Genomic DNA, 23,117 nt, shown 5'->3' on the forward strand with positions numbered 1-23,117 from the left:
ATGGAATGGCGTTGCTCGAAGTCGACGGGCTGACTGCGTTTTACGGTGATTTCCAGGCCCTTTACGGCATTTCGCTGACGGTTGCCGCCGGCGAACTCGTGGCCGTGATCGGCGCGAACGGCGCCGGCAAGAGCACGCTTCTGAAGGCGATTTCCGGTCTCGTGTCGTCGAAGCGGCAGATGGTCCGCTTTCGTGGCGACGCGGTCGGCGGCAGCCGGCCGTCGCAGCTGGTCAAGCGCGGCATCGCCATGGTGCCGGAAGGCCGCCGCCTGTTCTCGTCGCTGTCCGTGCTCGAAAACCTGCAGATCGGCGGCCAGTTGAAGCGGCCGGGGCCGTGGAGCCTGGAGCGCGTCTACGACCTGTTCCCGATCCTGCGCGAGCGGCGTAACCAGCCGAGCCATCTGCTTTCCGGCGGCCAGCAGCAGATGGTCGCCATCGGCCGGGCGCTGATGTCCAATCCCGAACTGCTGCTCTGCGACGAAATCAGCCTCGGGCTGGCGCCGATCGTGGTCAAGGATATTTTCGCGCGATTGCCAACAATTACCGCCGAGGGCACGGCCGTGGTCATCGTCGAACAGGACGTGCTGCAGGCGGTCGTCGCCAGCCGTCACGTCTATTGCATCCGTGAGGGGCGGATATCGCTGGAGGGGCCTTCGGGCACTCTGTCCCAGCAGGCAATCAAATTGGCATATTTCGGGGTCTGAGCGATGGAATGGATCAACGTCATCATCCAGGGAGCGCTGCTGGGCGGCCTCTACGCGCTGTTCGCCGCCGGGCTGTCGATCATTTTCGGCGTGATGCGGCTGGTCAACATCGCTCATGGCGACCTGATCGTGGTTGCCGCCTATTTCTCCTATTTCATCATGCAGATGCTCGGCGTCGGGCCGTTCACCTCGTTGGTCATCGTCGTGCCCTGTGCGGCTGTCTTCGGCTACCTGCTGCAACGGACGCTGCTCAACCGGACGATCGGCGAGGACATGCCGCCACTGCTCGTCACCTTCGGGCTTTCGGTGATCATCCAGAACATGCTGCTGGTCTTCTTCACGCCCGACAGCCGCCGGCTGAATGCCGGTGTGATCGAGGTCATGAGCCTGAGGATCAACGACCAGCTTTCGCTCGGTGTCCTGCCGCTCCTGCAGTTCGGGCTCGCGGTGCTGGTGATTTTCGGCCTGCAGATGCTGTTCTACCATACCGCCCTTGGCCGTGCTTTCCGCGCTACGTCTGATGATCCGGAGGTATCGCAACTGATGGGGCTGGAAAATCGCCACATCTTCGCGCTGGCCATGGCTCTGTCGCTGGCCGTGGTGGCGATTGCGGCTGTCTTCATCGGCATAAGAACAAATTTCGATCCGTTTCGTGGCCCTCTGCTGCTGATCTTCGGCTTCGAGGCAATCATCATCGGCGGTCTCGGCAGCCTTTGGGGCACGCTCGCCGGTGGCATCCTGCTTGGCGTCGCCCAGGCCGTTGGCGGCCAGTTCGATCTCGCCTGGCAGGTGCTGGCGGGCCATTTCGTCTTTCTCGCCGTGCTGCTTTTCCGGCCGCAAGGTCTCTATCCGAAGGTGAATTGATGAGCGTCGAGCCAAGCATTCGGCCCGTTTTCCATGTCACGCATGGCGACCGCACCACCCGGGTGGGCATGATCGTCTGGGGCCTGCTGACCTTGTTTCTGATGGCCGCGCCGCTCTGGGCAAGCCGTGATCTGTTGCGGCTCTTGACGGAAATCTATTCCTATCTGGCGCTGGCGAGCCTGTGGAACCTGATGGCGGGCTATGCCGGCCTGGTCTCGGTCGGCCAGCAGGCCTATGTCGGGCTTGGCGGCTATTGCCTGTTCGTCTGCGCCTTGATGGTCGGGATCAATCCGCTTTGGGGCATACCGCTTGCCGGCGTGGTCGGCGCGGTTCTGTCCGTCCCGATTGCGCTGCTCCTGTTCCGGCTGCGCGGCGCCTATTTCACCATCGGCTCCTGGGTGGTCGCCGAGGCCTTTCCCTATATCTTCTCGCAGGTCGCGGCGGTGGGCGGCGGCAGCGGCATGAGCCTGCCGGCGCGGATCGTCAAGTCGATCGTCAGCGGCCGCGATGCGCGCGAATTCTTGATCTACTGGCTGTTTCTGGCGCTGACCCTGGTTGTCCTCGGTGCGATCCTGATCCTGTTGCGAACCCGCTACGGGCTGGCGCTGACGGCGATCCGGGACAACGAGATGGCGGCCAAGTCGAGCGGCATCGATGTCTATCGCACCCGCCTTGTCGTCTTCGTCGTCGCCGCCTTCGGCACGGCGATGATGGGCGCCATGATCTTCCTGCAGAAACTCAGCATCACGCCGTTTGCCGCCTTCAGCATGAACAACTGGACGGTCAATGTCATCTTCATTGTTGTGATCGGCGGCATAGGACGCGTCGAGGGACCGATCGTCGGCACGATCATTTTCTTCGCGCTCCGGCAAATGCTGGCCGATTACGGCAGCATCTACCTGATCATCTTCGGCGTGGTCGCCATCGTCGTCATGCTCAAGTCGCCGCATGGGCTGTGGGGCTATTTCGCCGAGCGTTTCGGCTGGCAATTGTTTCCGCTGGCACGGCGCCTCAGCCGCGCCACTGCCGAGATAGGGGAGAAGCATGGCGCATTCGGATCATGAGCGGATATTCCGGCGGATCGTGACCGGCCACAGCGAGGGCGGCCGATCCGTCGTGGTGGCTGATGACGGCGTCGGCGATGGGCCTGCGGGCAATTTCGATTTCTGGATGGGTGGCGGAGCCGGTGAGCTGGCTGCTCGCATGCGCCGCCAGCCATTCTTTCCGCGCGATGGTCAATCGTTCTTCCGGTTTTTCCGCATCCCGCCGACCGGCGCGGCCTTGAGCCGTGCCGATGTCGAAGCCTTTGCGGAGAACCTGTTCGCCAGCTTCGGCATCGGTGACTGCCGGGTCGACACGAGCCGCCATCCGATGATGCACCGGACGCCGACCACGGACTATATCGTGCTCCTGTCGGGCCATGTCTCCCTGCTTCTCGATGAGGGTGAGCCGATCGCGCTCAAACCCTTTGATGTCGTCGTCCAACAGGCCACCAACCATGCCTGGATCAATACGGGCTCCGAAGATGCGCTGCTCGTCGCCGTGCTCTGCGACCAGAGCTGAGGCTGGCGCGATCCGAATGCATGCCCACAGGGAGGTCATTTATGCCGCTTAACGACCCCTTCGAATCTGGCGACAGCCCGCCCTGCGACTATGCCAGGCCGGTCGACCATGAAGGCCTTGTCCGCGACCTCGACGTGGTCGTGCCGATGCGGGACGGCGTCCGCCTGGTGCTCGATGTCTATCGACCGGATGCACCAGGGCGGTTTCCGGCGCTGCTCGCCTTTGGCGGCCATCCGAAGCACATTCAAGGGCCCGATTTCGCCTCGGCAACGCCGCCGCAGCCCTCGTGGTCGAGCCTCTGGACGGGTCACATCGAATCCGGCGACACCGCCTTTTTCGTCTCGCGCGGCTATGTGCACGTGGTCGGCTCGCCGCGCGGCATCGGCCCATCGGACGCCGGCGGATCGCGCGAGTGGGACGCCTATGACGTGATCGAATGGATCGCCGCGCAGCCCTGGTGCGACGGGCAGGTCGGCATGGTGGGAATCGGCGCCTTCGCCGCCGAGCAATATGCCGCCGCCAAGAAACAGCCGCCGCATCTCAAGACCATATTCGCCTATGACGGGCGCGGCGCCTACGGTCCTTATGGCGGCTTCCGGCAGCAATATCCCGGCGGCGTCATGCATCTGTTCCGCTATCATTGCGACCACTTTTCCGCCGTCCATACGACAAGAGGCGCACCCGGTGCGCTCACGCCAGACATGGAGGCGATGTGGCGTGAAGCCATGGAGAACCCGGATTACCGCATGTATCCGCATGTCTTCAACGTCGTCGCCCAGAAGGGCCAGCACATGCCGGTCTTCTTCCGCGAACTCGTCGATCCCTACGATCATGAGCAGGACGTTGAGAACAGCGAGGCCGATTTCGAGCGGATCACGATTCCCGCCTATATGGGATCGGGCTGGTACGGCTACACTTACAAATACCACCTCAACGGCGCGCAAAGCTATTTCGCCAATGTCGATGCGCCACGGAAGCTGACGCTCTCGGGACCATCGCATCTCGAACGGCCATGGCGGTCGTTCCGCAACGAGACGCTCAGATGGTACGATTATTGGCTCAAAGGCATCGATAGCGGCATGATGGACGAGCCGCCGGTTAAATATTGGGTGATGGGCGCCAACGAATGGCGCAAGGCCACAGACTGGCCGCTGCCGGAAACGCGCTGGACCAAGCTCTATCTCAACAGCTGGGAGCGCCTGGCGGCCAGGATGCCCTTCGTCGCCGGCGGCTATGACGAAATCCAGCCGCCGGACGTCTTCGTGCAGATGCCGCCGAGCCAGACCAACAAGGTGGCGCGGCTGCGCTATCTCACCGATCCCCTGGCGGAGGACGTTCTCGTCGCCGGACCGATATCGCTGACGCTCTATGCCTCGATCGACCAGACCGATACCAACTGGATCGTCATCCTGAAAGATGTCGGTCCGGATGTCTCGGTGCGAACCGTGCGGGAAGGCGAACGCGAGATATCCGACGATCTGCCCGAGCGGGAGCTGACGCGCGGCTGGCTGAAAGCGTCGCTGCGCATGCTCGACGAGGACCGTTCAACGCCTTGGAAGCCATGGCACAAACTGACGCGAGAATCGCGTGAGCCGGTATTGCCGGACGAGATCCTCGAATACCGGATCGAAATCCTGTCGACGGCCAACTTGTTCCGTAAGGGGCATCGCATCTGCGTGGAGATCACCTGCCTGGACATGCCAACCGGTGTCGCCGGCGCGACCAATGCCGAATATATACCTTACCATATCTGCAGCAGCGAAACGGTGATGCACCGGATCTACCATGACCTGGCGCGTCCTTCACATTTGCTATTGCCGATCATTCCCGACGCAGGATAGCCCATCATGCAGCAGGTCGAAAATTCAGGCACAAGGCCGCGCGTTGCCCAAAGCGCTCTGGAAGATGCACTGGCAATCCTGCGTCCGCTGCTTGGCGATCGCCTGACGCAAAACCAGGCGATTTGCGCCCAGCACGCCAACACGCTTTCCGAAGTGGCGCCCGAACCGCCCGATGCCGTGGTCTTTCCGCAATCGACCGATGAGGTCGCGGCCATCGTCCGCGCCTGTGCGACCAGTGGCGTGCCGATGATCCCGTTCGGGACCGGAACCTCCTTCGAAGGGCATGTGAACGCGCCCTCTGGCGGGATTTCCATCGACACCAGCGGCATGAAATCCATTCTGTCCGTGCGGGCCGAAGACCTCGATTGCACGGTCGAAGCAGGCGTTACGCGCGAGGAGCTCAATGCCTATCTCCGCGACCAGGGCCTGTTCTTTCCGATCGATCCGGGTGCCAATGCGTCGCTCGGCGGCATGGCAAGCACTCGCGCCTCGGGCACGAACGCGGTTCGCTACGGCACCATGCTCACCAACACGTTGGCGCTGACCGTTGTGCTGCCGAACGGCGAGATCGTTCACACCGGCAGCCGCGCCCGCAAGTCCGCGTCCGGCTATGACCTGACGCGACTGTTCGTCGGCGCAGAGGGTACGCTCGGCATCGTCACCGAAGTCACGTTGAGGCTGCACGGCATACCCGAACAGATCAGCAGCGGCTATTGCGCTTTCCCTGACGTGGCGGCTGCGTGCAATGCGGTGATCGCGACCATCCAGTCCGGCATCCCGATGGCGCGTATCGAACTGCTGGACGAGGTCCAGGTCAAAGCATGCAATGCCTATTCCCACCTCGATCTGCCGGAGACGCCGGTCCTGTTTCTCGAATTCCACGGCGGGCCGGCGGCGGTCGCGGAGCAGATCGCGCAGTTTTCGGCCATCGCCGAGGGTTTCGGCGGCGCCCGCCAGGCCTGGGCGACAAAGGCCGAGGAGCGTAATCGGCTGTGGAAGGCGCGGCATGACACATTCTGGGCCGCCTCCAGCCTGCGCCCTGGAGCCAAGGGCATTCCCACCGATATCTGCGTCCCCATTTCCCGCCTGGCCGAATGCATCGTCGAAACCAAGGCCGATATCGACGCGGCGGGCCTGCTCGGGCCGATCGTCGGTCACGTCGGCGACGGCAATTTCCACGCACTGCTGCTTGTCGATCGCAGTGATGACGCTGAGAGACAGCGCGCCGTCGAGGTCATGGATCGCATGGTGAAACGGGCGATTGCCATGGAAGGCACGTTCAGCGGCGAGCACGGGATCGGTCAATCGAACCGGAAATACATGCTTGCCGAGCATGGCGAAGCCGGCCTTGCTCTGATGCGGGCGATCAAGAGCGCAGTCGATCCGCAGGGTTTGATGAACCCCGGAAAAATGCTTCCCTGATAGGAACGGAATGCTCAGAGCCTTTCCCGGCGGAAATATACCCGGTCTTTCGGGTCGGCACCGACTGGCTATGATCAGAACGTCGCGGAATCGTCGGGCCAGAGAAACAGCGGCGTTCGGACCGTATCCGCGATCGCATGCAAGCCATGCCAGTTTCGATTGGCATAGACGAGCGCGTCATCGAGGCGTGTCTCGGGGACGAGTTCCGGAATCGACAGCAACTCGGCAGTCACCAGGCGGGCGCCCGGCGCGACCAGCTGGTCACGGATCGCGGCCCGAAACCAGAGATCGACCTGCGGATAATAAGGTTCGCCTGTTTCGAGCCGGCTCCATTGCACATCTGCACCGAACCGATCCTTACCGCTCGTGGCGCAGAGGCGCGCCAGTTGCATGTCGGCGCGCCGGACGAAATGCACCACGATCGTTTCGGCTCGCTTCACCGAACGCGCGCTCGACGATGCATCGGACAGCGAGAAAGCCACCGTCGGCGGCGAAACACTGACGGAGATGAGCGAGCTCACCGTCAGTGCGACCGGCCCGTCTCCGGGGTCGGCGGTGATGATCGCGACGCCCGACGGGTGGTGACGGAAGGCCGCCAGGAAGGCTTCCATTACCCTCGCCGTCGCGTCTGTGGTGCCGACGTCCCTGGAGCCCTGCAAAGCGTGACCCTGGTCTTTGCCGCGGAGTGTCATTTCTTTTCCACGAGGTCGTAGAATTGCCAGGCGCGATCGCTCCACAATCCGGCCAGTTCGCGGCCTGCGGCGGCGACGATGTTCGGATTGATGGTGAAGTGGTTGGCGGCTGTGAGCATTTCGCGATAGACGCGCTGCATCACGCCGCGGCGCAACGAGGCGCCGCCGGCGGCACGGTAGACGAATTGGCAGGCGTCGACACCCGCCTCGTGCACTTGGGATTTGGCAAGGTGAATCACGCTGATCTGCCGGGTCGAGACACGATTGCCGGCTTCGATCGAGGCCTCCACCTCACGCCAGATCTCGAACAGGAAGGCGCGCGCCGCCCGCACTCGCGCCTCTGCCTGTCCATAGTCGAACCAGAATTTGTCGCTCTCGCCGAGCAAGCCGGCCCGGCCGGTCTTGGTCAGGGCGTATTTCGCCACTTCATCCAGCATGCGCCGCGACGCGCCGATCGCCCAGCCCGAATGCCCGATCGCGGCCAGACCGACGACGCCGAGGCTGAAGAATTCCTTCTGGCGCTGCGGCTCAGCCGTGAGGATGGGAAACACCATGTCGTCGGGGATGAAGACGTCCTTGGCGCTATAGTCGATGCTGCCGGTGGCCTGCAGGCCAAGCACATCCCAGTTGCCGAGCAGATCGTGGTCTCCCACCGGCGCATGGGCGCAGAGCACGACCACATTGCCGTTCTCATCCTTGGCGGGCTGGCCGGTTCCGTCATCGAGCAAAGCGGCCGTATGGGTGAAGGTGGCATGGTGAATGCCGCTGGCGTAAGACCATTTGCCGTTTAGCCGGTAGCCGCCGTCAACTTTCTTCAGCATGCCGGTCGGCGTACCCTGGCCGGAAAACCGGTTGTCGACCCCCGAGCCGAACAGGCGTGCGACCGCGGTATCGGGCAGGAAGGCCGCCGACATGGCGCCAATACAGGCATGCACCATCGAAACCCAGCCAGCGGCGCCGCTATGGTAGGTGATCGCCTCGATCAGCTGCAGGCCTTGCGTCGGCGACAGCTGCGCGCCGCCGATCTGTTCGCCGGCAAATATATGCGACATTTTGAGTGGCTTGAGGGCTTCGAATGTCGTTTCGTTGAGCCGGCCAAGCAACTCGTTTTCACCTGACTGCTGGTCGAGGACCGGACCGATCTGGCGCACGTGCTCCATCAAGGCGGCAAAATCTGTCTTCGTGCCCCAATAACTCATGTCATGCTTCAATGGTGCATTCATGTTTTCCTCCTTCGCATTGTGCTGTCCGCGCACGACCCTCCCGGTCGGTGCGGCAAGATTTCGCATGCGCGGGCAATGCCGCGCGGTTCGTCAGATCATGCCCCTGCCAGAAAATCGGCGATTGCCGTGACCGTGTCGGGGTCCTCCTGCATGGCAAAATGGCCCACGCTCGGCCTGATCAGCAGTTTCGCATTGGCAATGCGTTCGACCCAGATCGGCGCCTGCGAGGCAGGGAGCAGCCGGTCCTTGTCGCCCCAGACCACCAGCGTTTCGTTCGGGATCCGGCTCAGCCAGCGGCCGAGACTGGGATGACCCATGCCGTGGACTTTGAGGATATTGCCGAGCGCAATTCCCTCCTTGTTGCGCGCAGCCAGGAAGTCCTCGAGCGGCGGGCACTCGGCCCCGCCCGGGAAATAGCGCAAGGCAACATCGACATTGTGGGCCAGGTAGCCCGGAAGCGCTTCAGGTCCGATCGCGGCGAGGTCGGTGGCGGGATGGTCGGGATGGTTCAACCCCGCCGGCGCATTGAGCACCAGCTTCGAAAACCGCTCGCCGGCGACGGCCGCGATCTCGGCGGCCATCCATCCGCCCATGGAGTGCCCGAGCAGATGCGGTCGATCGAGGCTGAGCGCCTCGACCAGACGGAGGTTATGCACGACCAGATCCTGCATGCCGGCGATGTGCGGCGCCTCGGCGCTTTCTCCGAAGCCTGGATGGAACGGCAGATAAACGCGAAACCGGTCCGCCAACCCGCGCGCCCAGGCATGGCCCTCGAGCGTGGCGGCTCCGTGCAAGGCCAGAACAGCGGGTCCGCTGCCGATGGCTTTCACGACAGTGTGGACGCCATCGATGTCGAGAGCCCGCGTCTCAAAATCCATCATTTCCTCCCAGAACATGGTGCGTTGGCAATGAGCTATGCCGCTTCTCCCAAGAGGCATCTTCTGGAGAGATTAAGACAGGCAAAGGTCTGACGCTGTCAAATCGTCTGGCTGGTCCGCATGGTCCACGCGTCAAAATGAACCTAAGAGATTGGGATAATTACATTTATTTCTCGATCACGCATCGAACGTCAACGAGGCTGGATGCTTATTTGATAAAATCATAAAATCGAGCTTGACGATTTCATTAACACTGGAAAATCTATGCTGGTGCGGCCGACCACGCCGCTGGGAGGAATGCAATGAGAATGCCGGTAGAACTGTCCAAGGTCCTCGACCGCGGCGGAAGACCCACCGTCCGTGAACTCTTGTCCAGCCTGTTCTTCAATCCGGCCGATGGGACGATCCGGCTGAACGGCGATCGTATCACCATGCAGCGCACCACGTTCAACGTCGAGCTTCGGCGTGAAATGATCCGTATGCTCGGTCCCGCAGACGCTCGCGCCTTCCTGATCCGCCTGGGATTTCTGGCCGGGCAGGCGGATGCCCGATTCGTGCAGACGAGCTGGCCCAATCTCGATATCGGCGATGCCTTTACGGCCGGCACGCGGCTTCACACGTTCAGCGGCACGGTGCGCGTCGAGACCGTGTTCAATGCCTATGACTTCCGCAAGAAGCGGTTCTCAGCCGAATTCCTTTGGCATGATAGCGCCGAGGCCGCACCCTTCCGTCAGGCAACTCATTCAGCCGAGCCGGTCTGCTGGACACAGCTCGGTTATGCTTCGGGCTATGCAAGCACGTTCTTCGACACCTTGATCGTCTACAAGGAGGTCGAATGCGCAGCGCAAGGGCACGCGCATTGCCGCGTCATCGGCAAACCGGCCGATGCCTGGGGTGCGACCGACCCGGAGGTGATCATGTTCCGCGAGCGCGTGATCGGGTCGCGCGACGAGGCCTTCTCGGATGGCCCGCGCAAGGCGGCGGCCAAAGCCGGCGTCGGGCAGCTATCGGAATTCGACCGCCTTGTCCTCGCGCCGGTGCGGCAGGAATTGGACAGGCTGGCGCCGATGTCGCTGCCAGTCCTCATCACCGGGGCCGCCGGCTGTGGGCGAGGCTGCGCAGCGCATTATCTGCATAGGGTCGGGTCGGGTCCGAAGGCTGAATTGCACCGTGTCTACGGAGCAGATGTCGACCCGGCCGTCTGCAGCGAAATCGCCCGGCGCGGCAAGACCGGGCGACAGAACCAGGCCGCCGAGACGATCCTGATCGACGCGATCGAGACCACGCCCGTAGCGCTTCAACCGCATCTGACGCGCGCCATCGAGGAGGGCCTGTTCGGCAGCGGGCCGCGCCTGATCGCCCTGCTCGATCATGACGGACCGCTGGACGCATCCGGACTGTCTCCCGAATTGCGTTCCATCCTCGCGACGGTCATGGTTCGCATGCCCACGCTGGCGGAACGGAAGAGCGATCGCCTGTCCCTGGCGCGCGAGATGATGGCCATCTTGTCCTGCAAGATCGGCATAAACGCACCCGGGCTTGACCCTGGAGCTGCCGAACTGATCGAACGCACGGCCTGGTCCGGCAACCTCCGGCAGATGCGCAATGTGCTTGCAGCCGTGCTGGCTGCTCGTCCCCACAGCGGACCGGTTCTCGCCGAGGAAATCGAAGCACAGCTCGACCGATTCTGCGATCGCGCCACAGCGGTCGGCGACGCCGGTCACGGCCTGGAGGGCGTGCTGGATCGGGCGATCGAGAACGGTGGATTTTCAATCTCGACGCTCGAAAAGGCCGCCTATGAGTCCGCACTCAAACGCGCCGGCGGCAATCTCTCGGCCGCCGCTCGGCTTCTCGGCCTGACGCGGCCACAGCTCGCCTATCGCGTCAATGCCAAAGACGCCGGCTAGGTCGGCGATCTCGCGGAATTGGCGCTAGGGTTCAATCCCGCCTCCGACAAGGATCGAACAGGGGACAAGGGAAGAGGTGGCAGTTTTCACAGCTTATGCCACACTGCCAGCATGACAGTTGCTTCGGACCTACCCACAGATATTATGCCATCGGCCACTCCGACCGAGGCCGAGCTTGCGGCATGGGCTGCCTTGCCGCGAGACGAGCAGTTGCTTCGGTTCCGAGCTTGCCTGACGCATCTGGATGCGACGACGCCGAGTAATGCAACGATGACCGATATTCTTGCCCGCGCTCACGCTCGCATCCCGCGTAATGGGTGAATATCGCCTTTCTCGTTTGGCCGAGCGTCATCTACTCGAAATCCACGCCGATTCCGAAGACATGTTTGGGCGCTATCAAGCAGACGCTTATCTAGCCGGTCTGGATCGCACTTTCGGACTGTTGGCCGACTTTGACTTAGGTCGCAATTTCTAGGATCACGAGCCAAACGGATCGATCAGGACCTTGCACTGCGTCGTCCGCCGTCGAAGCGCTTCGAAGGCACTGGGCATGTCGGCGAGCCGCACGGTTTCCGATATCAGGTGTTGCGGCGCGTAGCGACCGGCATCGAGCGCATCGATGGCTGTCTGGAACTCATGCATGTTGAAGAAAACCGACATGATGATCGTGACCTCCTTGGAGATCGCTCGGAAACTGTCGAGATGGTCGCGCGGTGTGCAGAGGCCGAGCACGACGACTTTGCCTCTCGGCCGGACGAGGCCGATGCAATGATCGATCAGGCCCGGCTTGCCGACGCATTCGAAGACGATGTCAGGCTGGCCACCGAGCGCTGTTTCGATGTTCGGCTGAAGCTCGGCATCCGAGGCGACGAAGGCGCTGGCGCCGAGTTCCATTGCTCGTTGCTCTTGAAAGCAGTGCAGGTCGGTTACCGCTACACGGCCCGCACCCAGCCGCCGGGCCCAGAAGGCGACGGCAAGCCCGATCGCGCCGGCGCCGACGATCAGCACTTTGTCGCCCTGCTGCATCTTTGCCTGCATCAGGCCGTGCAGCGCCACCGACAACGGCTCGGCCAGAGCGCCATCGGCGGCGCTGATCCCGACCGGAAGCTTGCGGCACTGGCGGCCGGTAACGGCAGTATATTGCGCATAGCCGCCGCCGATCAGCACCATCTCAGAGCACCAGGCGGGATCGCCGGCAAGGCAGCTCATGCAGTGGCCGCAGCCGCTGTTCGGCGCCACCGATACATGGTCGCCCACTTTGAAGCCGCCGGCGTCCGATCCAACCTCGATCACCTCGCCCGAGAATTCGTGGCCAAGGATATCGCCGGCGCGTACGCCGAAGACCGGATCCTCGGTCATGTGCAGGTCGCTGCCGCAGATGCCGCAGCGGCAGACTTTGATCAGCAGACTGTCGCGCTTCGGTTTTGGGTCCTCGGCATCGGCGATGCGAAGCGGTTCGCCGATCTTGTCGAACAGGGCGGCCAGCATGATCTTCTCCTATGATCTCAAAAGCTTGCGACCCGTGGGGAACCACGGTGCGTCGACATGCCGGGAAAACACGCCCCACAGCCCGCCGCGGACATAGAGCGCCACCAGCAGGGTCAGCACACCGAGTACGACCATATAGGTTGCCCCATATTGGCTGAAGAAGCGATCGGCGACAAAATAGATCAGCGCGCCGATGATCGGTCCTTCAATCGAGCCAATGCCGCCGACCATGACGATGAAAATGCTGATGGACGCCCAATTCGGATCGTAGGCCGAGGGCGGGGTGATGCGCAGCTGTGACATCGAATAGATCGCGCCTGCCAGGCCGCATCCGATCGCCGCAGCGATGTAGATCAGAAACCTGAGCCGCTTGACATTGACCCCCTGGCTTTCCGCCGCGACCGGATTGTCCCGCATGGCGGTCAGGGCTAGTCCATGGCGCGAACGTAGCAGCCAGTAGGTGCCGCCGACGGTGATAAGCAGCATGAGGCCGCACAACGTCATCATGGCGATTTCGCGGTGGTGCAGGCTGTACTTCGCCATGACCCGGAGCGTCAGGCCGGCCCCGGCATTGACATAGCCGAGATTGGAGGTGAACAGCCGGAAGACTTCGGCGATCACCCAGGTGCCGATGGCAAAATAGGGGCCATCGAGCCGATGCAGCAGGCCATAGGCCGGCACGGCGAGCGCGGCCGGCACCGCCAGGCAAAGCGCCACGGCCGCAAACGGATTGATGCCGAAATTCAGCGCCAGCACGAACAGCGTGTAGCCGGCGACACCCATGAAGGCCTGCTGGCCGACCGAGACCAGGCCCGCGTAGCCGGCGAGCAGGTTCCACATCTGCGCGACGGCGATGTAGCAGGAGAGCTCGACGACTTGGCGGATGGTGCCGGAACCCGCCCACCACGGCATGGCGAATACGGAGATCAGCGCCATGACGGCGATGGTCTGGGCGATGCGGCTCGACAGCGTCTGCCGCTCGATCCGGACTTTGGACGGCGCGGACGAAATGGTTTCGGAAAGGGCGGCGGAAACGGTTGCCTCGCTCATTTCTACCTCTTGGAAAGTAGGCCTTGCGGCCTTGTGGCGAGCACGAGCAGGAAGACGACATGGCCGGCGAGGATGCCCCAGCCGGGATCGGCGCGAAAGCCGATCGCTTGCGAGATGCCCAGCACCATCGAGCCGAGAAAGGCGCCCCAGATCGAACCCATGCCGCCGATGATCACCGCCTCGAAGGCGTAGATCAGCTGCGCCGATCCGTCCGCAGGCGACACGGTCGAGCGCAGCGACTGAAACACACCGGCGAGGCCCAGGATACCCACCGCGATCGCCGTCGCTGCGGCGTAGACGGTGCGCGGGTTGACGCCGGTCATGGCGGCGGCTTCCGTGTCGGCCGAGGCGGCGCGCAGCGCCCTTCCAAAGCGGCTATAGCGCAGCAGGCCGTCGAGACCGCCGGTGAGCGCGACGGCCAGGACCAGTGCCAGGATCGGCAGGACGCCGAGATAGACGCCGCCGATATTCACCGAGGCCGCCTCGATGCCGCCGCCGGGCAGCGACCGCGTATCGGCGGACCAGATTTGCAGCATCAGGTTCTGCAGGGCGATGGACAGGCCGAAAGTGGCGATCAGCGACGGCAGCGGATCGTCGCCCACGACCTTGTTGAGGATCAGCCGCTGCAGCAGCCAGCCGACAGCCGCGGCAAGCGGCACCAGCATCAGGATCAGCGTGAAAGGCCCGAAACCGAACAGGGCCGCGAGCGAAATGCCGATCAGCGCCATCAGGATGACGAGGTCGCCATGGGCGATGTTGACGATCCGCATGACGCCGAACATCAGCGCCATGCCGAGCGCATATTGGGCATACATGCCGCCGAGCAGTATCCCCTGGATGAGTGCGTCAACCCATTGCATGGCCGGCTCCGAAATATGCGCGCGCGATACTGTCGCGATTGATGTCGGCAGATTTGCCGGAGAGGGTGATACGGCCTTCGAGCATGCAGTAGAGCCGGTCCGATGCGGCCCGTGCCCGCTCCACGTCCTGCTCGACGAGGATGATGGCGGTGCCGGCCCTGGTGATCGAAGGTAGCGCCTCGTAGATCTCGCCGATCACCTTTGGCGCCAGCCCCAGGGAAATCTCATCGCAGAGCAGAACGCACGGTTGGGCAAGCAGCGCGCGGCCGATCGCCACCATCTGCTGCTGGCCGCCGGACATTTTTTCCACCGCTTTCCTGCGCATCGCCGGCAAGGCCGGGAAAAGCTGGTAAACCCGGTCCAGCGTCCATCTTGTAGCATCGACGCCGGCGGCGCGGGCGTGATCGATCGCCACTTTGAGATTATCCTCGACGCTCATGCCGGCAAACAGCCGCCGACCTTCCGGCACCATGGCGAAACCCCGCTTGACCATGACATGCGGCTTGGAGCCGCCGACCGGCTCGCCATTGTGGCGGATCATCTCCCTTGCCGTCGGCTGGAGCCCCATGATCGAGCGCAGGAAGGTGGATTTGCCGGCGCCGTTGGCGCCGATCAGCGCCACCGTCTCGCCCGGCGCGATGTCGATGTCGACGGAGAACAAAGCCTGGAAATCGCCGTATCCGGCGATCAATCCATGCGTAGACAGGATGGGTTTGGCCTCCGTCATGCTTCAATCCCCATATAGACGCGGCGGACATTCGGGTCGGCTATGACCTCCTGCGGGGCACCCTCGGCAATCTTCTCACCGAAGTTCAGCACGATCATCCGGTCGGCGGCGGCCATGACGGCGTGCAACACGTGCTCGATCCAGATAACAGTCACATTGCGCTCGCGGACGCGTTTAACGAGCTTTACCAGTTCGCCGGATTCATGTTCCGTCAGCCCGCCGGCAATCTCGTCGAGCAGCAGGAGTTTTGGGTTGGTGGCCAGCGCACGGGCCATTTCCAGCCGCTTGCGATTGAGGAGCGTCAGCGATCCCGCAGGCACATTGGCTTTATCACCGAGCCCGCAATCGTCGAGGATCGCCGCGCAGTGATCATAGGCATCCCGTTCGGAGCGTGAGGCGCCGAACATCGCCGCGACCAGCAGGTTTTCGAATGTGGTCATGGCGCCATAGGGCTTGGGGATCTGGTAGGTCCGGCCGATGCCGCGTTGGCAGCGCCTGTAGGGCGGCTCGTGTTGCAGCACGGCGCCGGAGAACAGGAGTTCCCCGGCGTCGAGCCTCAGGTCGCCGCTGATAAGATTGAAAAGTGTGGTCTTGCCTGCGCCATTCGGTCCCAGAACGCCCAGGACCTCATTGGCGCGAACCTCGAAGCCAACCTCGTGGATAACGCGGATGGCTCCGAAGGATTTGCAAAGACCCTCTGCCTGCAAAAGCACTTGGTCATTCATGCGGATGCTGCTTCTCCCATCAGGTCCCGCTGATCAGCTCCATTTTCTGCTCCGGCTTCAGCACGTCCGGATAGAGCGCGTTGTCGACGATCTTCAGATCATAGGGATATTTTGCGCCCTTGACCCATTGGCCGCCAAAGATCGGCGTCTTGCAGATGTTCGGATGCGGCTTGCCGGTGAACTGGATCTTGCCAACGAGTGTATCGAGATTGATGGACTTGGCGGCGTCGCGGTTGGCGGTGCGGTCGCGCGGATCGGCGGAGCGCTTGAGGATGTCGGCTACCACCTCCCAGATCGCATGCGCATAGCCGAGCGGCTGGATCCATTCCTTGCCGACGTCCTTTTCCCAGATTTGCGCAATGTCTGCGCTGGTCTGGCCGGTCAGCGACGACTTGTAGGGGAAAGCCGGTGTCCACCAGACTTCGGTCGACATGCCGTTGCCCAGCGCGCCCATGGATTCGATGCCCGAAGGGAAGAGCAGGGCGGCGGCCACGGTGACCACTTTGGGCTTGTAGTTCTGCTGGCTGCACTGGGTAATGAAGGTCTTGAGGTCGGACGGATAGGCGATGCCGCCGATAATGTCGCAGCCCTGTGCCTTGTACTCGGCGATCTGGGCCGAGAAGTCATTGGTGCGCGGCTGGAACATGCTGGGGATCACGGTCTGGAAACCGGCTTTTTCGACGGTCGGCGGCAGGCCGTAGTCGCGATTGCCCCAGGTCTCGCCGTCGGCATTCTGCGGGAAGAGCATGCCGACCTTCTTGTTGGTTTCGACCGATTTCCACAGGCCGACATAGGTGGCGAGCACGTCTTCCAGGCCCCAGAAGAAATGGTAGTTCCATTCGAAGGCCTTGTCGGCGCCGCCGCGCGGCATGATGAAGGCCTGCCAGGGAGAGCCGGCGGAAATGGAGGGGCAGCCATAGAGTTCGGCCTGGTCGGCGACGTTGTTGTTGACATCCGTCGTCGAGGCCGGAACGATGAGATTCACTTCGTCGTTGAGGATCAGGTTGCCCGCCAGTTCGGCCGCTTTGTTGGGATTGGATTGAGCGTCCTGGACGATGATGTCGATATTGTATTTCTTGCCGTTGTTAGTGATGCCGCCGGCCAGCAGTGCCTTGATCTTTTCGACGGTGTACCCGTCGGCTTCGCCGAACGGTGCGAGTGGTCCGGTCATCGGGCTCACATAGCCGACCTTAATTGTCTCGGCCGTCTCAGCCCGCAGGATGCTGGGCATTGCCAGCGTGGCGGCGCCGGCGCCGATGCTTTTCAGCACGGTGCGGCGCGATGCGGCACCCCGTAGGATGTCGGATGTGTTGATAATGCGCATTGGGTTCCTCCTCCCGATTGTACTTGTTACGCCGTCGCCTCCCGCGACGGCGGTATGAAACGTATTGCGTCCTCCGCCGGACGCAGAGACAGTCCGCCGTCGATGACGATGTGCGAGCCGGTGACGTAGGATGAAGCCGGTGAGGCGAGATAGAGTGCGAGCCCCTTGATCTCGGATGTCTCGGCCACCCGCCCAAGCGGCGACCACATGTCGAATGCCTTGCGATCTTCGGCAAATCGCATGCGCCCGCCGGCTATGTTGGTGATGAATGGGCCGGGCGCGATGGCGTTGACCAGGATGTTGTAACGGCCGAGTTCCATCGCGGCCTGGCGGACGAAATGGGCGACGCCGGCCTTGGCGGGCAGATAGGGCGTTCCGATAATGCCGTCATTGTAGATTGCCGCAATCGACGAGGTCGCGATGATCTTGCCGCCGCCGGTGCGCTTCATGTGCCTGGCGGCAAGCTTGACGGTGTTGAAGACGCTGGTCAGGTTGGTGGCGATGACCTTGTCCCAATGGTCGTCGTCGAGATTGTCGATTTCTCCCTCGGGATTGCGCTCGCCCTCGGGGGTGAGAAAGCCGGGACCGGCGTCGATGCCCGCATTGGCAAACACCACGTCGATCCTGCCGTGCTTTTCGGCCACGGCGTCGAAGGCGTCAGCCATGCGTTTGCGATCCGTGACATCGACCTGCTGGCCCCAGACCTCGGCGTTACCTTTGCCCAGGGCTGCCACGGTTTGATCAATGCCCTGCTGGTTTAGATCGAAGATGCAGACCCTGGCCCCGTTTTCAGCCATCACCTCGGCATAGGCACGGCCCAGCCCGCTTGCGCCGCCGGTGACGATAATCGATTTGCCCGTGACGTCGAACATTTCCTGAGGCGACATGCTTTCTCCCATGTAATTTCATCTCGCATGGCCAGCTCGGCTATGCGCAATCCGATAGAAATCCGTGTGGTCCGCTGCCGAAAGGCAACAGATTCCCCTTTGAGCCGGAACTGAGATCGGAGCCCGCTCAGGATCTGTTAAGTCGACAAAAATGCTACAAAATCGTGCGCAGAGAAGGTTGATTGACAGACAGGCAAAAAGACCTTCGCCCGTTTATTGCCAAGGCAGCCGCCTTGTCCTTTGTCGATCATCCCGTGTGCGATGTCGCAAACCACCAATACCAATCCCTTTGGGGTGGACCATCGGTTCGTTCGTGGAATTCACCTCCCAAGTCATTCCGGATCGAAACCTTGAGCAACTTAGAGACAGGCCGGAAATGCCGTCAAATTGTTTTTATGGACCTATGCTCTTCATTCGCCAGACTGCAATAAGGGACTGATAAATTTATGTTTTTTAAAAATACACCGAGAGTCGCGCTAAGCGACCAGCAATGACGTTTTTATGAATTCATCAAATCGAGTTGCTGAAATCATCAAGCCTGGTGGATCGTCAATCAAAGAAGCTGCGATCAGCGCACGATGGCCAGCCGATCCCGCTGAACTGACTCATTCCGACGATGAATTCCCCGTGCAGATGAAGTCGAAACGACCGAGCGCTCACTCCGCGCTACCGCTGCGTTCCCGTTCGGGCAGGAACGGCCCCTGGCCCCAGACGATCGATTTCTCATGACGTTCGATCACCTTTCTCAAGTCCATGAACTCGCTGGCGATGTGCTCCTGGAGCTTGCGGCAGGCGGGATTGGGGTAGGTCTTGCGCTTGGTGATGATACCGAGCGTGCGTTCCGGCTGCGGGATGTCGACGGGTACGATGGATATCTTGTTCTCCTTGCGAAAGGAGAAGACGACGGAATGCGGCAGGATCGCCAGCGCATCCGTCGCGGCAATGTAGTTGATGACCGAGAGCAGGGAGCCTCCGGAGTAGCGGATCGACAATTCGCTTATGCCGAGCGTGATCAGGATATTGTGCAGATCGAGCACCAAAGGCGAACCCGGCAGCGGTGCCACCCATGGATATTTGACAATATCGTCGATCGTCAGTCTACGCTTACGGAGCAGCGGGTGGCCAACGCCACAGGTGAGCACGTTGCGTCCCGGAAGGATTGGCTGGAATTCGAAATCCGGCTTCAGGTCGGCGCTTCCGATCGGCGTGATCGCCATGTCGATCTGGCTTGAATCGAGCTCGTTCAGCAGATCCGGCATGTTGCCATAGGATTGTTCGACCATGATGTCGCGCTCGCGGACCTGGAACGAAGCGACCATGTTCGAAATCACCGCGTCCATGAAGAAGGGCACGCCGCCGACCTTGACCCGCCCCGAAGCGCCGGACTGGTAGCTGCGCACGATCTCCACCGCCTTGCGGGAGGCGGCCAGAATGGAGCGCCCCTGGATCGCGAGTTGCTGGCCGAGCGGCGTGGCTTGCAGCGGCCGCTTGCCGGGAACGAAGAGCGGTTCGCCGATCCGGTGTTCCAGCATCGAGAGCGTGCGCGAAACAGCGGGCTGACTCATCCCCAGCATCGCCGCCCCTTCGGTGACGCCGCCCGTTTCAACCACCGCCGCCAGTTGGACAAGATGCCGCTCGTCGATCTTCATAACAAATCGCTATACCGAGTATGAGCAATTTTATCAACAAGGCGGCGCATGGCCTGTATAGTCGATCTGCTTTGGGAGGAGTTGCAACAGATCCGCGGCCGCGTTGGGATGCAGCATTCCTGTCTGCATCTTTGGAGAACCATCTCGTCGGCTCGTTTTCAACGCATGTCTCCCGAAAGTGGTCACTAGTTTCGGGACGAAGACATGCGAAAAAACAAAGAGCGAAAGCGCTAGGAGCGAATCCAGGGGATCGCGAGGCGCTTTAGCACATCTGCCATAAATTCTTTGCCTGCGGATCGCCATCGTGTCCGCTCGACTACACTTGGAGGAGACCAACAATGTCATTGATATCCGGCTATCACCATCTGACAATGAGCACTGACAGCGCGCAGGACGACTATGATTTCTACACCAAGACGCTTGGCCTGCATTCTGTCAAACGCACCGTGCTGTTTGACGGCGTCATCCCCGTCTATCATCTCTATTATGGCTCGAAGAATGGCGACCCGTCGACCATCGTCACCACCTTTCCCTTCCGCAAGCCGGGCATTTTTGGCAAGCGCGGCACCAACCAGTCGAAGATCATCCAGCTTTCCATTCCCGTCGGCGCTGCCGAATTCTGGGTCGATCGCCTGAACGGCAGGGGCATCTCGGCGACGAAGACCAGCCGCTTCGGCTTGACGCGCGTGGCGCTCACCCATCCGTGCGGCATCCATCACGAACTGGTGGAAAGCCCTGCCGACAGCCGCGAGCCGATCACCAATGCCGCGCAGGGGATCGGGGCCGACCACGGCATCAAAGGCATTTATGGCGCAGCCATAGCCGTCTTCGATCGCACGTCGATGGACGATTTCCTCACCGTCGGTTTGGGGATGAAGAAGGAAGCCGACTCGGACGAGGGGCTGATGTTCTCTGTGCCCAATCCGGGCGGTCCGTCGAGCATGGTCGAGGTTCTGCACGAGGCCTCCGGTCCGCAAGGCACCTGGACGCTCGCCGGCGGCACGATCCATCACCTGGCGCTCAACACCGGCAATGAAGAAAACCAGCTCAAGCTCAAAGCGCATATCGAAGGCCTCGGCTTCACCGATGTCTCCGACCAGAAGGACCGCAACTATTTCAAGTCCTGCTATGTGCGCTCGCCCGGCGGGGCGCTGTTCGAGATCGCCTGGTCGGTCGAAGGCGGCTGGGCACTGGACGAACCAGTGGGCGCCATCGGTACGACCCTGGTTTTCCCGCCGTGGTTCCAGGACCGCAAGGAAGAGCTGATGGCCGGCCTTGAGCCTGCGAATTTCTGAGCACGACCATGAGCAGCCATCTCGAACCCTTGCAGGCCGGAGCGCGGCCGGCGGATGCCAAAGTGCTCTGCGTCTTTGTCCACGGCCGCACGCAATCGCCGGAGGACATGATCGCGCAAGTCGTCGACAAGCTTGCCGCCGACGGCGTCGCCTTCGCCCTGCCGCGGGCGGAGAACAACAGCTGGTACGCGGCGCGCGCCACCGACCCGCTCAACGACGTGACGCGCCGGCAGCTCGGCGCGTCACTTGATTATATCCATGGGATCGTCTCCACATTCAGGCAGGCGGGCGGAGCCCACAAGCCGGTATTGATTGGCGGCTTCAGCCAGGGCGCCTGCCTGACGCTGGAATATGCCATGCGCTTCGGCCCCTGGAACGGCGCCATGGTCAACCTCACCGGCTGCCGTGTCGGCCTGCCGAGCGATGAGCGGCCGCATGCCGAGCTCAACAATATGCCCGTCTATCTGACCGGCTCGGACGAGGATCCGTGGATTCCCGTGACCGCTTTCGCCGCGGCATCGGAATCGCTCGGCAAGGCGCGGGCCAAACTGCGCTGCGAGCTGTTTCCCGGCCGGGAGCACCAGGTGTCCGACATGGAGGCGGCGGCGGTCGGCGCCATATTGTCGGACCTGAGCAAGGGCCAGACGCCATTCCAAAGGCTTGCGGCATGACACAGGCCTGAACTTTCGCGCACATAAATCACAAAGGGAGGAACACATGATCACGCGCAGAAAATTGATGAAGGCCATGGCCGCGACCGGCCTCACCCTGTCGTTCGGCGGGCTTGCCGCGCCGGCAATCGCCCGCAATGCCAAGATCAAGATCGGCTATGTCAGCCCGCAGACCGGCCCGCTCGCCGGCTTCGCGGAAAGTGATGCCTATAATATCAAAGCCTTCCTCGCCACCGATGCCGGCAAGAATTTCGACATCGTCGTCAAGGACAGCCAGTCCAACCCCAACCGGGCCGCCGAAGTCGCCAAGGAACTGATCGTCTCCGACAAGATCAACCTGATGCTGGTCGCCTCGACGCCGGAAAACACCAATCCGGTCGCCACCACCTGCGAAGCCGAGGAAATGCCCTGCATCTCGACAAAGGCGCCATGGCAGCCCTGGTTTATCGGCCAGCAGAGCAATCCCGGCGATCCGTCGAGCTGGAAACCGTTCAAATACGCCTATCACTATTTCTGGGGGCTGGAGGATGTCATCGCCGTCTTCACCAATATGTGGAGCCAGCTCGACAGCAACAAAAAGGTTGGCGGCTTGTTCCCCAACGATGCCGATGGAAACGCCTGGGGTGATCCCAAGGTCGGCCTCAAGCCCGGCCTCAGCGCCGTGGGCTTCGATCTGCTCGATCCCGGCCGCTATCAGGACCTGACCGACGATTTCACCGCGCAGGTCAACGCCTTCAAGGGCGGTAATTGCGAGATCATCACCGGTGTCGTCATTCCGCCGGATTTCACCACGTTCTGGAACCAGGCCAAACAGCAGGGCCTGCATCCCAAGGCGGTGACGGTGGCGAAAGCCATCCTCTTTCCGCAATCAGTCGAGACACTTGGCCCTGCCGGCCACAATCTCTCCTCGGAAGTCTGGTGGTCGGCGCAGCATCCGTTCAAGTCGTCGCTCACCGGCCAGACCGCCGCCGAGCTTGCGGCGGATTTCACCGCCAAGACCGGCAGGCCCTGGACGCAGCCGATTGGCTTCATCCATTCGCTGTTCGAAATGGCGACCAATGTCATGGGCCGGGTCGACGATGTCACCGATGCCGATGCCGTCGCCGAGGCAATCGCGAAATCGGATGTCCAGACCATGGTTGGCCACATCGTCTGGAATGGTCAGGGTGTTCCGCCTTTCGCGGCCAAGAACGTCACCAAGACACAGCTGGTTGGCGGCCAATGGCGGCGCAAGGACGACGGCAAATTCGATCTGGTGATCGTCGACAACAAGACGGCGCCGAATATTCCTGCAGCCGGCAAGATGGAGGCGCTGGTCTAATCTTACTGCGTCATAATTACACTTTC

At 62.0% G+C, this 23,117-nt stretch carries 21 protein-coding genes; 10 read left to right on the forward strand and 11 right to left on the reverse strand.

From position 1 onward, the window contains the following. Positions 1-5: 5 nt before the first annotated feature. Genes AC1D06_RS01430 through AC1D06_RS01455 form a run of 6 tightly spaced genes read left to right on the forward strand, consistent with a single transcriptional unit; the run spans position 6 to position 6,394 of the window. Positions 6-704 carry an ABC transporter ATP-binding protein gene (locus tag AC1D06_RS01430; RefSeq protein ID WP_477984447.1) on the forward strand — a complete coding sequence of 233 codons (699 nt, stop codon included), beginning with the start codon at positions 6-8 and terminating at the stop codon, positions 702-704. 3 nt (positions 705-707) lie between these two features. After that, the gene (locus AC1D06_RS01435; protein WP_477878358.1) at positions 708-1,568 is read left to right on the forward strand and encodes a branched-chain amino acid ABC transporter permease; all 861 of its coding nucleotides are present in this window, start codon (positions 708-710) and stop codon (positions 1,566-1,568) included. Further along, positions 1,568-2,632, forward strand: a complete 1,065-nt coding sequence (locus tag AC1D06_RS01440; protein WP_477984449.1) for a branched-chain amino acid ABC transporter permease — start codon at positions 1,568-1,570, stop codon at positions 2,630-2,632. Before AC1D06_RS01435 ends, AC1D06_RS01440 begins: the two co-directional genes overlap by 1 nt. Further along, on the forward strand, positions 2,613-3,131 hold the full coding sequence (locus AC1D06_RS01445) for a cupin domain-containing protein (RefSeq protein ID WP_477984451.1): 519 nt from the start codon (positions 2,613-2,615) through the stop codon (positions 3,129-3,131). The genes AC1D06_RS01440 and AC1D06_RS01445 overlap by 20 nt, the downstream gene beginning before the upstream one ends. Positions 3,132-3,172: 41 nt before the next feature. Beyond that, positions 3,173-4,972, forward strand: coding sequence for a CocE/NonD family hydrolase (locus tag AC1D06_RS01450; RefSeq protein ID WP_477984453.1), 1,800 nt, complete (start codon positions 3,173-3,175; stop codon positions 4,970-4,972). Between the two features lie 6 nt (positions 4,973-4,978). Further along, on the forward strand, positions 4,979-6,394 hold the full coding sequence (locus AC1D06_RS01455) for an FAD-binding oxidoreductase (RefSeq protein ID WP_477984455.1): 1,416 nt from the start codon (positions 4,979-4,981) through the stop codon (positions 6,392-6,394). Positions 6,395-6,468: 74 nt separating this feature from the next. On the opposite strand, the gene AC1D06_RS01460 is transcribed toward AC1D06_RS01455, so the two are convergent. The 3 genes from AC1D06_RS01460 to AC1D06_RS01470 form a co-directional block, all read right to left on the reverse strand. Next, positions 6,469-7,086, reverse strand: a complete 618-nt coding sequence (locus AC1D06_RS01460; RefSeq protein WP_477984457.1) for a flavin reductase family protein — start codon at positions 7,084-7,086, stop codon at positions 6,469-6,471. After that, entirely contained in the window at positions 7,083-8,309 is a 1,227-nt protein-coding gene (locus AC1D06_RS01465; RefSeq protein ID WP_477984459.1) for an acyl-CoA dehydrogenase family protein, read from the reverse strand. The genes AC1D06_RS01460 and AC1D06_RS01465 overlap by 4 nt, the downstream gene beginning before the upstream one ends. 95 nt (positions 8,310-8,404) lie before the next feature. Beyond that, on the reverse strand, positions 8,405-9,187 hold the full coding sequence (locus tag AC1D06_RS01470; RefSeq protein ID WP_477984461.1) for an alpha/beta fold hydrolase: 783 nt from the start codon (positions 9,185-9,187) through the stop codon (positions 8,405-8,407). 302 nt (positions 9,188-9,489) lie between these two features. Between AC1D06_RS01470 and AC1D06_RS01475 the strand changes: the two genes are divergently transcribed. Then, a complete protein-coding gene (locus AC1D06_RS01475) occupies positions 9,490-11,094 on the forward strand; it encodes a XylR N-terminal domain-containing protein (RefSeq protein WP_477984463.1) in 1,605 nt (534 codons plus the stop codon). A gap of 477 nt (positions 11,095-11,571) precedes the next feature. On the opposite strand, the gene AC1D06_RS01480 is transcribed toward AC1D06_RS01475, so the two are convergent. The 8 genes from AC1D06_RS01480 to AC1D06_RS01515 all read right to left on the reverse strand — a co-directional run bounded on the left by AC1D06_RS01480 (position 11,572) and on the right by AC1D06_RS01515 (position 19,804). Further along, complete coding sequence (locus AC1D06_RS01480) at positions 11,572-12,582, reverse strand: zinc-dependent alcohol dehydrogenase (RefSeq protein WP_477984465.1); 1,011 nt, start codon at positions 12,580-12,582, stop codon at positions 11,572-11,574. Between the two features lie 9 nt (positions 12,583-12,591). Next, positions 12,592-13,632 (reverse strand): branched-chain amino acid ABC transporter permease, encoded by a 1,041-nt coding sequence (locus AC1D06_RS01485; protein WP_477878348.1) that lies wholly within the window; start codon positions 13,630-13,632, stop codon positions 12,592-12,594. 2 nt (positions 13,633-13,634) lie between these two features. Then, positions 13,635-14,492, reverse strand: coding sequence for a branched-chain amino acid ABC transporter permease (locus AC1D06_RS01490; protein ID WP_477984467.1), 858 nt, complete (start codon positions 14,490-14,492; stop codon positions 13,635-13,637). Then, on the reverse strand, positions 14,479-15,219 hold the full coding sequence (locus tag AC1D06_RS01495; protein ID WP_477878346.1) for an ABC transporter ATP-binding protein: 741 nt from the start codon (positions 15,217-15,219) through the stop codon (positions 14,479-14,481). The genes AC1D06_RS01490 and AC1D06_RS01495 overlap by 14 nt, the downstream gene beginning before the upstream one ends. Then, positions 15,216-15,944, reverse strand: coding sequence for an ABC transporter ATP-binding protein (locus AC1D06_RS01500; protein WP_477984469.1), 729 nt, complete (start codon positions 15,942-15,944; stop codon positions 15,216-15,218). The genes AC1D06_RS01495 and AC1D06_RS01500 overlap by 4 nt, the downstream gene beginning before the upstream one ends. Before the next feature lie 19 nt (positions 15,945-15,963). After that, on the reverse strand, positions 15,964-17,268 hold the full coding sequence (locus AC1D06_RS01505; protein WP_477878344.1) for an ABC transporter substrate-binding protein: 1,305 nt from the start codon (positions 17,266-17,268) through the stop codon (positions 15,964-15,966). Between the two features lie 26 nt (positions 17,269-17,294). Continuing rightward, positions 17,295-18,155 (reverse strand): SDR family NAD(P)-dependent oxidoreductase, encoded by an 861-nt coding sequence (locus tag AC1D06_RS01510; RefSeq protein WP_477878343.1) that lies wholly within the window; start codon positions 18,153-18,155, stop codon positions 17,295-17,297. 656 nt (positions 18,156-18,811) lie between these two features. Beyond that, positions 18,812-19,804, reverse strand: coding sequence for a LysR family transcriptional regulator (locus AC1D06_RS01515; protein ID WP_477984471.1), 993 nt, complete (start codon positions 19,802-19,804; stop codon positions 18,812-18,814). A gap of 338 nt (positions 19,805-20,142) precedes the next feature. On the opposite strand from AC1D06_RS01515, the gene AC1D06_RS01520 reads away from it, so the two are divergent. Genes AC1D06_RS01520 through AC1D06_RS01530 form a run of 3 tightly spaced genes read left to right on the forward strand, consistent with a single transcriptional unit; the run spans position 20,143 to position 23,091 of the window. Then, on the forward strand, positions 20,143-21,099 hold the full coding sequence (locus AC1D06_RS01520; protein ID WP_477984473.1) for a VOC family protein: 957 nt from the start codon (positions 20,143-20,145) through the stop codon (positions 21,097-21,099). A gap of 8 nt (positions 21,100-21,107) precedes the next feature. Next, positions 21,108-21,770, forward strand: coding sequence for an alpha/beta hydrolase (locus AC1D06_RS01525; protein ID WP_477984475.1), 663 nt, complete (start codon positions 21,108-21,110; stop codon positions 21,768-21,770). A 46-nt stretch (positions 21,771-21,816) separates the two neighbouring features. After that, positions 21,817-23,091, forward strand: coding sequence for an ABC transporter substrate-binding protein (locus AC1D06_RS01530; RefSeq protein ID WP_477984477.1), 1,275 nt, complete (start codon positions 21,817-21,819; stop codon positions 23,089-23,091). The last annotated feature ends 26 nt before the right edge of the window (positions 23,092-23,117 follow it).

The sequence above is a fragment of the Rhizobium sp. P2_G2 genome (assembly GCF_056403555.1).

Excerpts from the sequence above, each read along its gene's own strand:
- AC1D06_RS01430 (WP_477984447.1), top strand. The coding sequence starts at position 6 with ATGGCGTTGCTCGAAGTCGACGGGCTGACTGCGTTTTACGGTGATTTC.
- AC1D06_RS01435 (WP_477878358.1), top strand. The coding sequence starts at position 708 with ATGGAATGGATCAACGTCATCATCCAGGGAGCGCTGCTGGGCGGCCTC.
- AC1D06_RS01440 (WP_477984449.1), top strand. The coding sequence starts at position 1,568 with ATGAGCGTCGAGCCAAGCATTCGGCCCGTTTTCCATGTCACGCATGGC.
- AC1D06_RS01445 (WP_477984451.1), top strand. The coding sequence starts at position 2,613 with ATGGCGCATTCGGATCATGAGCGGATATTCCGGCGGATCGTGACCGGC.
- AC1D06_RS01450 (WP_477984453.1), top strand. The coding sequence starts at position 3,173 with ATGCCGCTTAACGACCCCTTCGAATCTGGCGACAGCCCGCCCTGCGAC.
- AC1D06_RS01455 (WP_477984455.1), top strand. The coding sequence starts at position 4,979 with ATGCAGCAGGTCGAAAATTCAGGCACAAGGCCGCGCGTTGCCCAAAGC.
- AC1D06_RS01460 (WP_477984457.1), bottom strand. The coding sequence starts at position 7,086 with ATGACACTCCGCGGCAAAGACCAGGGTCACGCTTTGCAGGGCTCCAGG.
- AC1D06_RS01465 (WP_477984459.1), bottom strand. The coding sequence starts at position 8,309 with ATGAATGCACCATTGAAGCATGACATGAGTTATTGGGGCACGAAGACA.
- AC1D06_RS01470 (WP_477984461.1), bottom strand. The coding sequence starts at position 9,187 with ATGGATTTTGAGACGCGGGCTCTCGACATCGATGGCGTCCACACTGTC.
- AC1D06_RS01475 (WP_477984463.1), top strand. The coding sequence starts at position 9,490 with ATGAGAATGCCGGTAGAACTGTCCAAGGTCCTCGACCGCGGCGGAAGA.
- AC1D06_RS01480 (WP_477984465.1), bottom strand. The coding sequence starts at position 12,582 with ATGCTGGCCGCCCTGTTCGACAAGATCGGCGAACCGCTTCGCATCGCC.
- AC1D06_RS01485 (WP_477878348.1), bottom strand. The coding sequence starts at position 13,632 with ATGAGCGAGGCAACCGTTTCCGCCGCCCTTTCCGAAACCATTTCGTCC.
- AC1D06_RS01490 (WP_477984467.1), bottom strand. The coding sequence starts at position 14,492 with ATGCAATGGGTTGACGCACTCATCCAGGGGATACTGCTCGGCGGCATG.
- AC1D06_RS01495 (WP_477878346.1), bottom strand. The coding sequence starts at position 15,219 with ATGACGGAGGCCAAACCCATCCTGTCTACGCATGGATTGATCGCCGGA.
- AC1D06_RS01500 (WP_477984469.1), bottom strand. The coding sequence starts at position 15,944 with ATGAATGACCAAGTGCTTTTGCAGGCAGAGGGTCTTTGCAAATCCTTC.
- AC1D06_RS01505 (WP_477878344.1), bottom strand. The coding sequence starts at position 17,268 with ATGCGCATTATCAACACATCCGACATCCTACGGGGTGCCGCATCGCGC.
- AC1D06_RS01510 (WP_477878343.1), bottom strand. The coding sequence starts at position 18,155 with ATGTCGCCTCAGGAAATGTTCGACGTCACGGGCAAATCGATTATCGTC.
- AC1D06_RS01515 (WP_477984471.1), bottom strand. The coding sequence starts at position 19,804 with ATGAAGATCGACGAGCGGCATCTTGTCCAACTGGCGGCGGTGGTTGAA.
- AC1D06_RS01520 (WP_477984473.1), top strand. The coding sequence starts at position 20,143 with ATGTCATTGATATCCGGCTATCACCATCTGACAATGAGCACTGACAGC.
- AC1D06_RS01525 (WP_477984475.1), top strand. The coding sequence starts at position 21,108 with ATGAGCAGCCATCTCGAACCCTTGCAGGCCGGAGCGCGGCCGGCGGAT.
- AC1D06_RS01530 (WP_477984477.1), top strand. The coding sequence starts at position 21,817 with ATGATCACGCGCAGAAAATTGATGAAGGCCATGGCCGCGACCGGCCTC.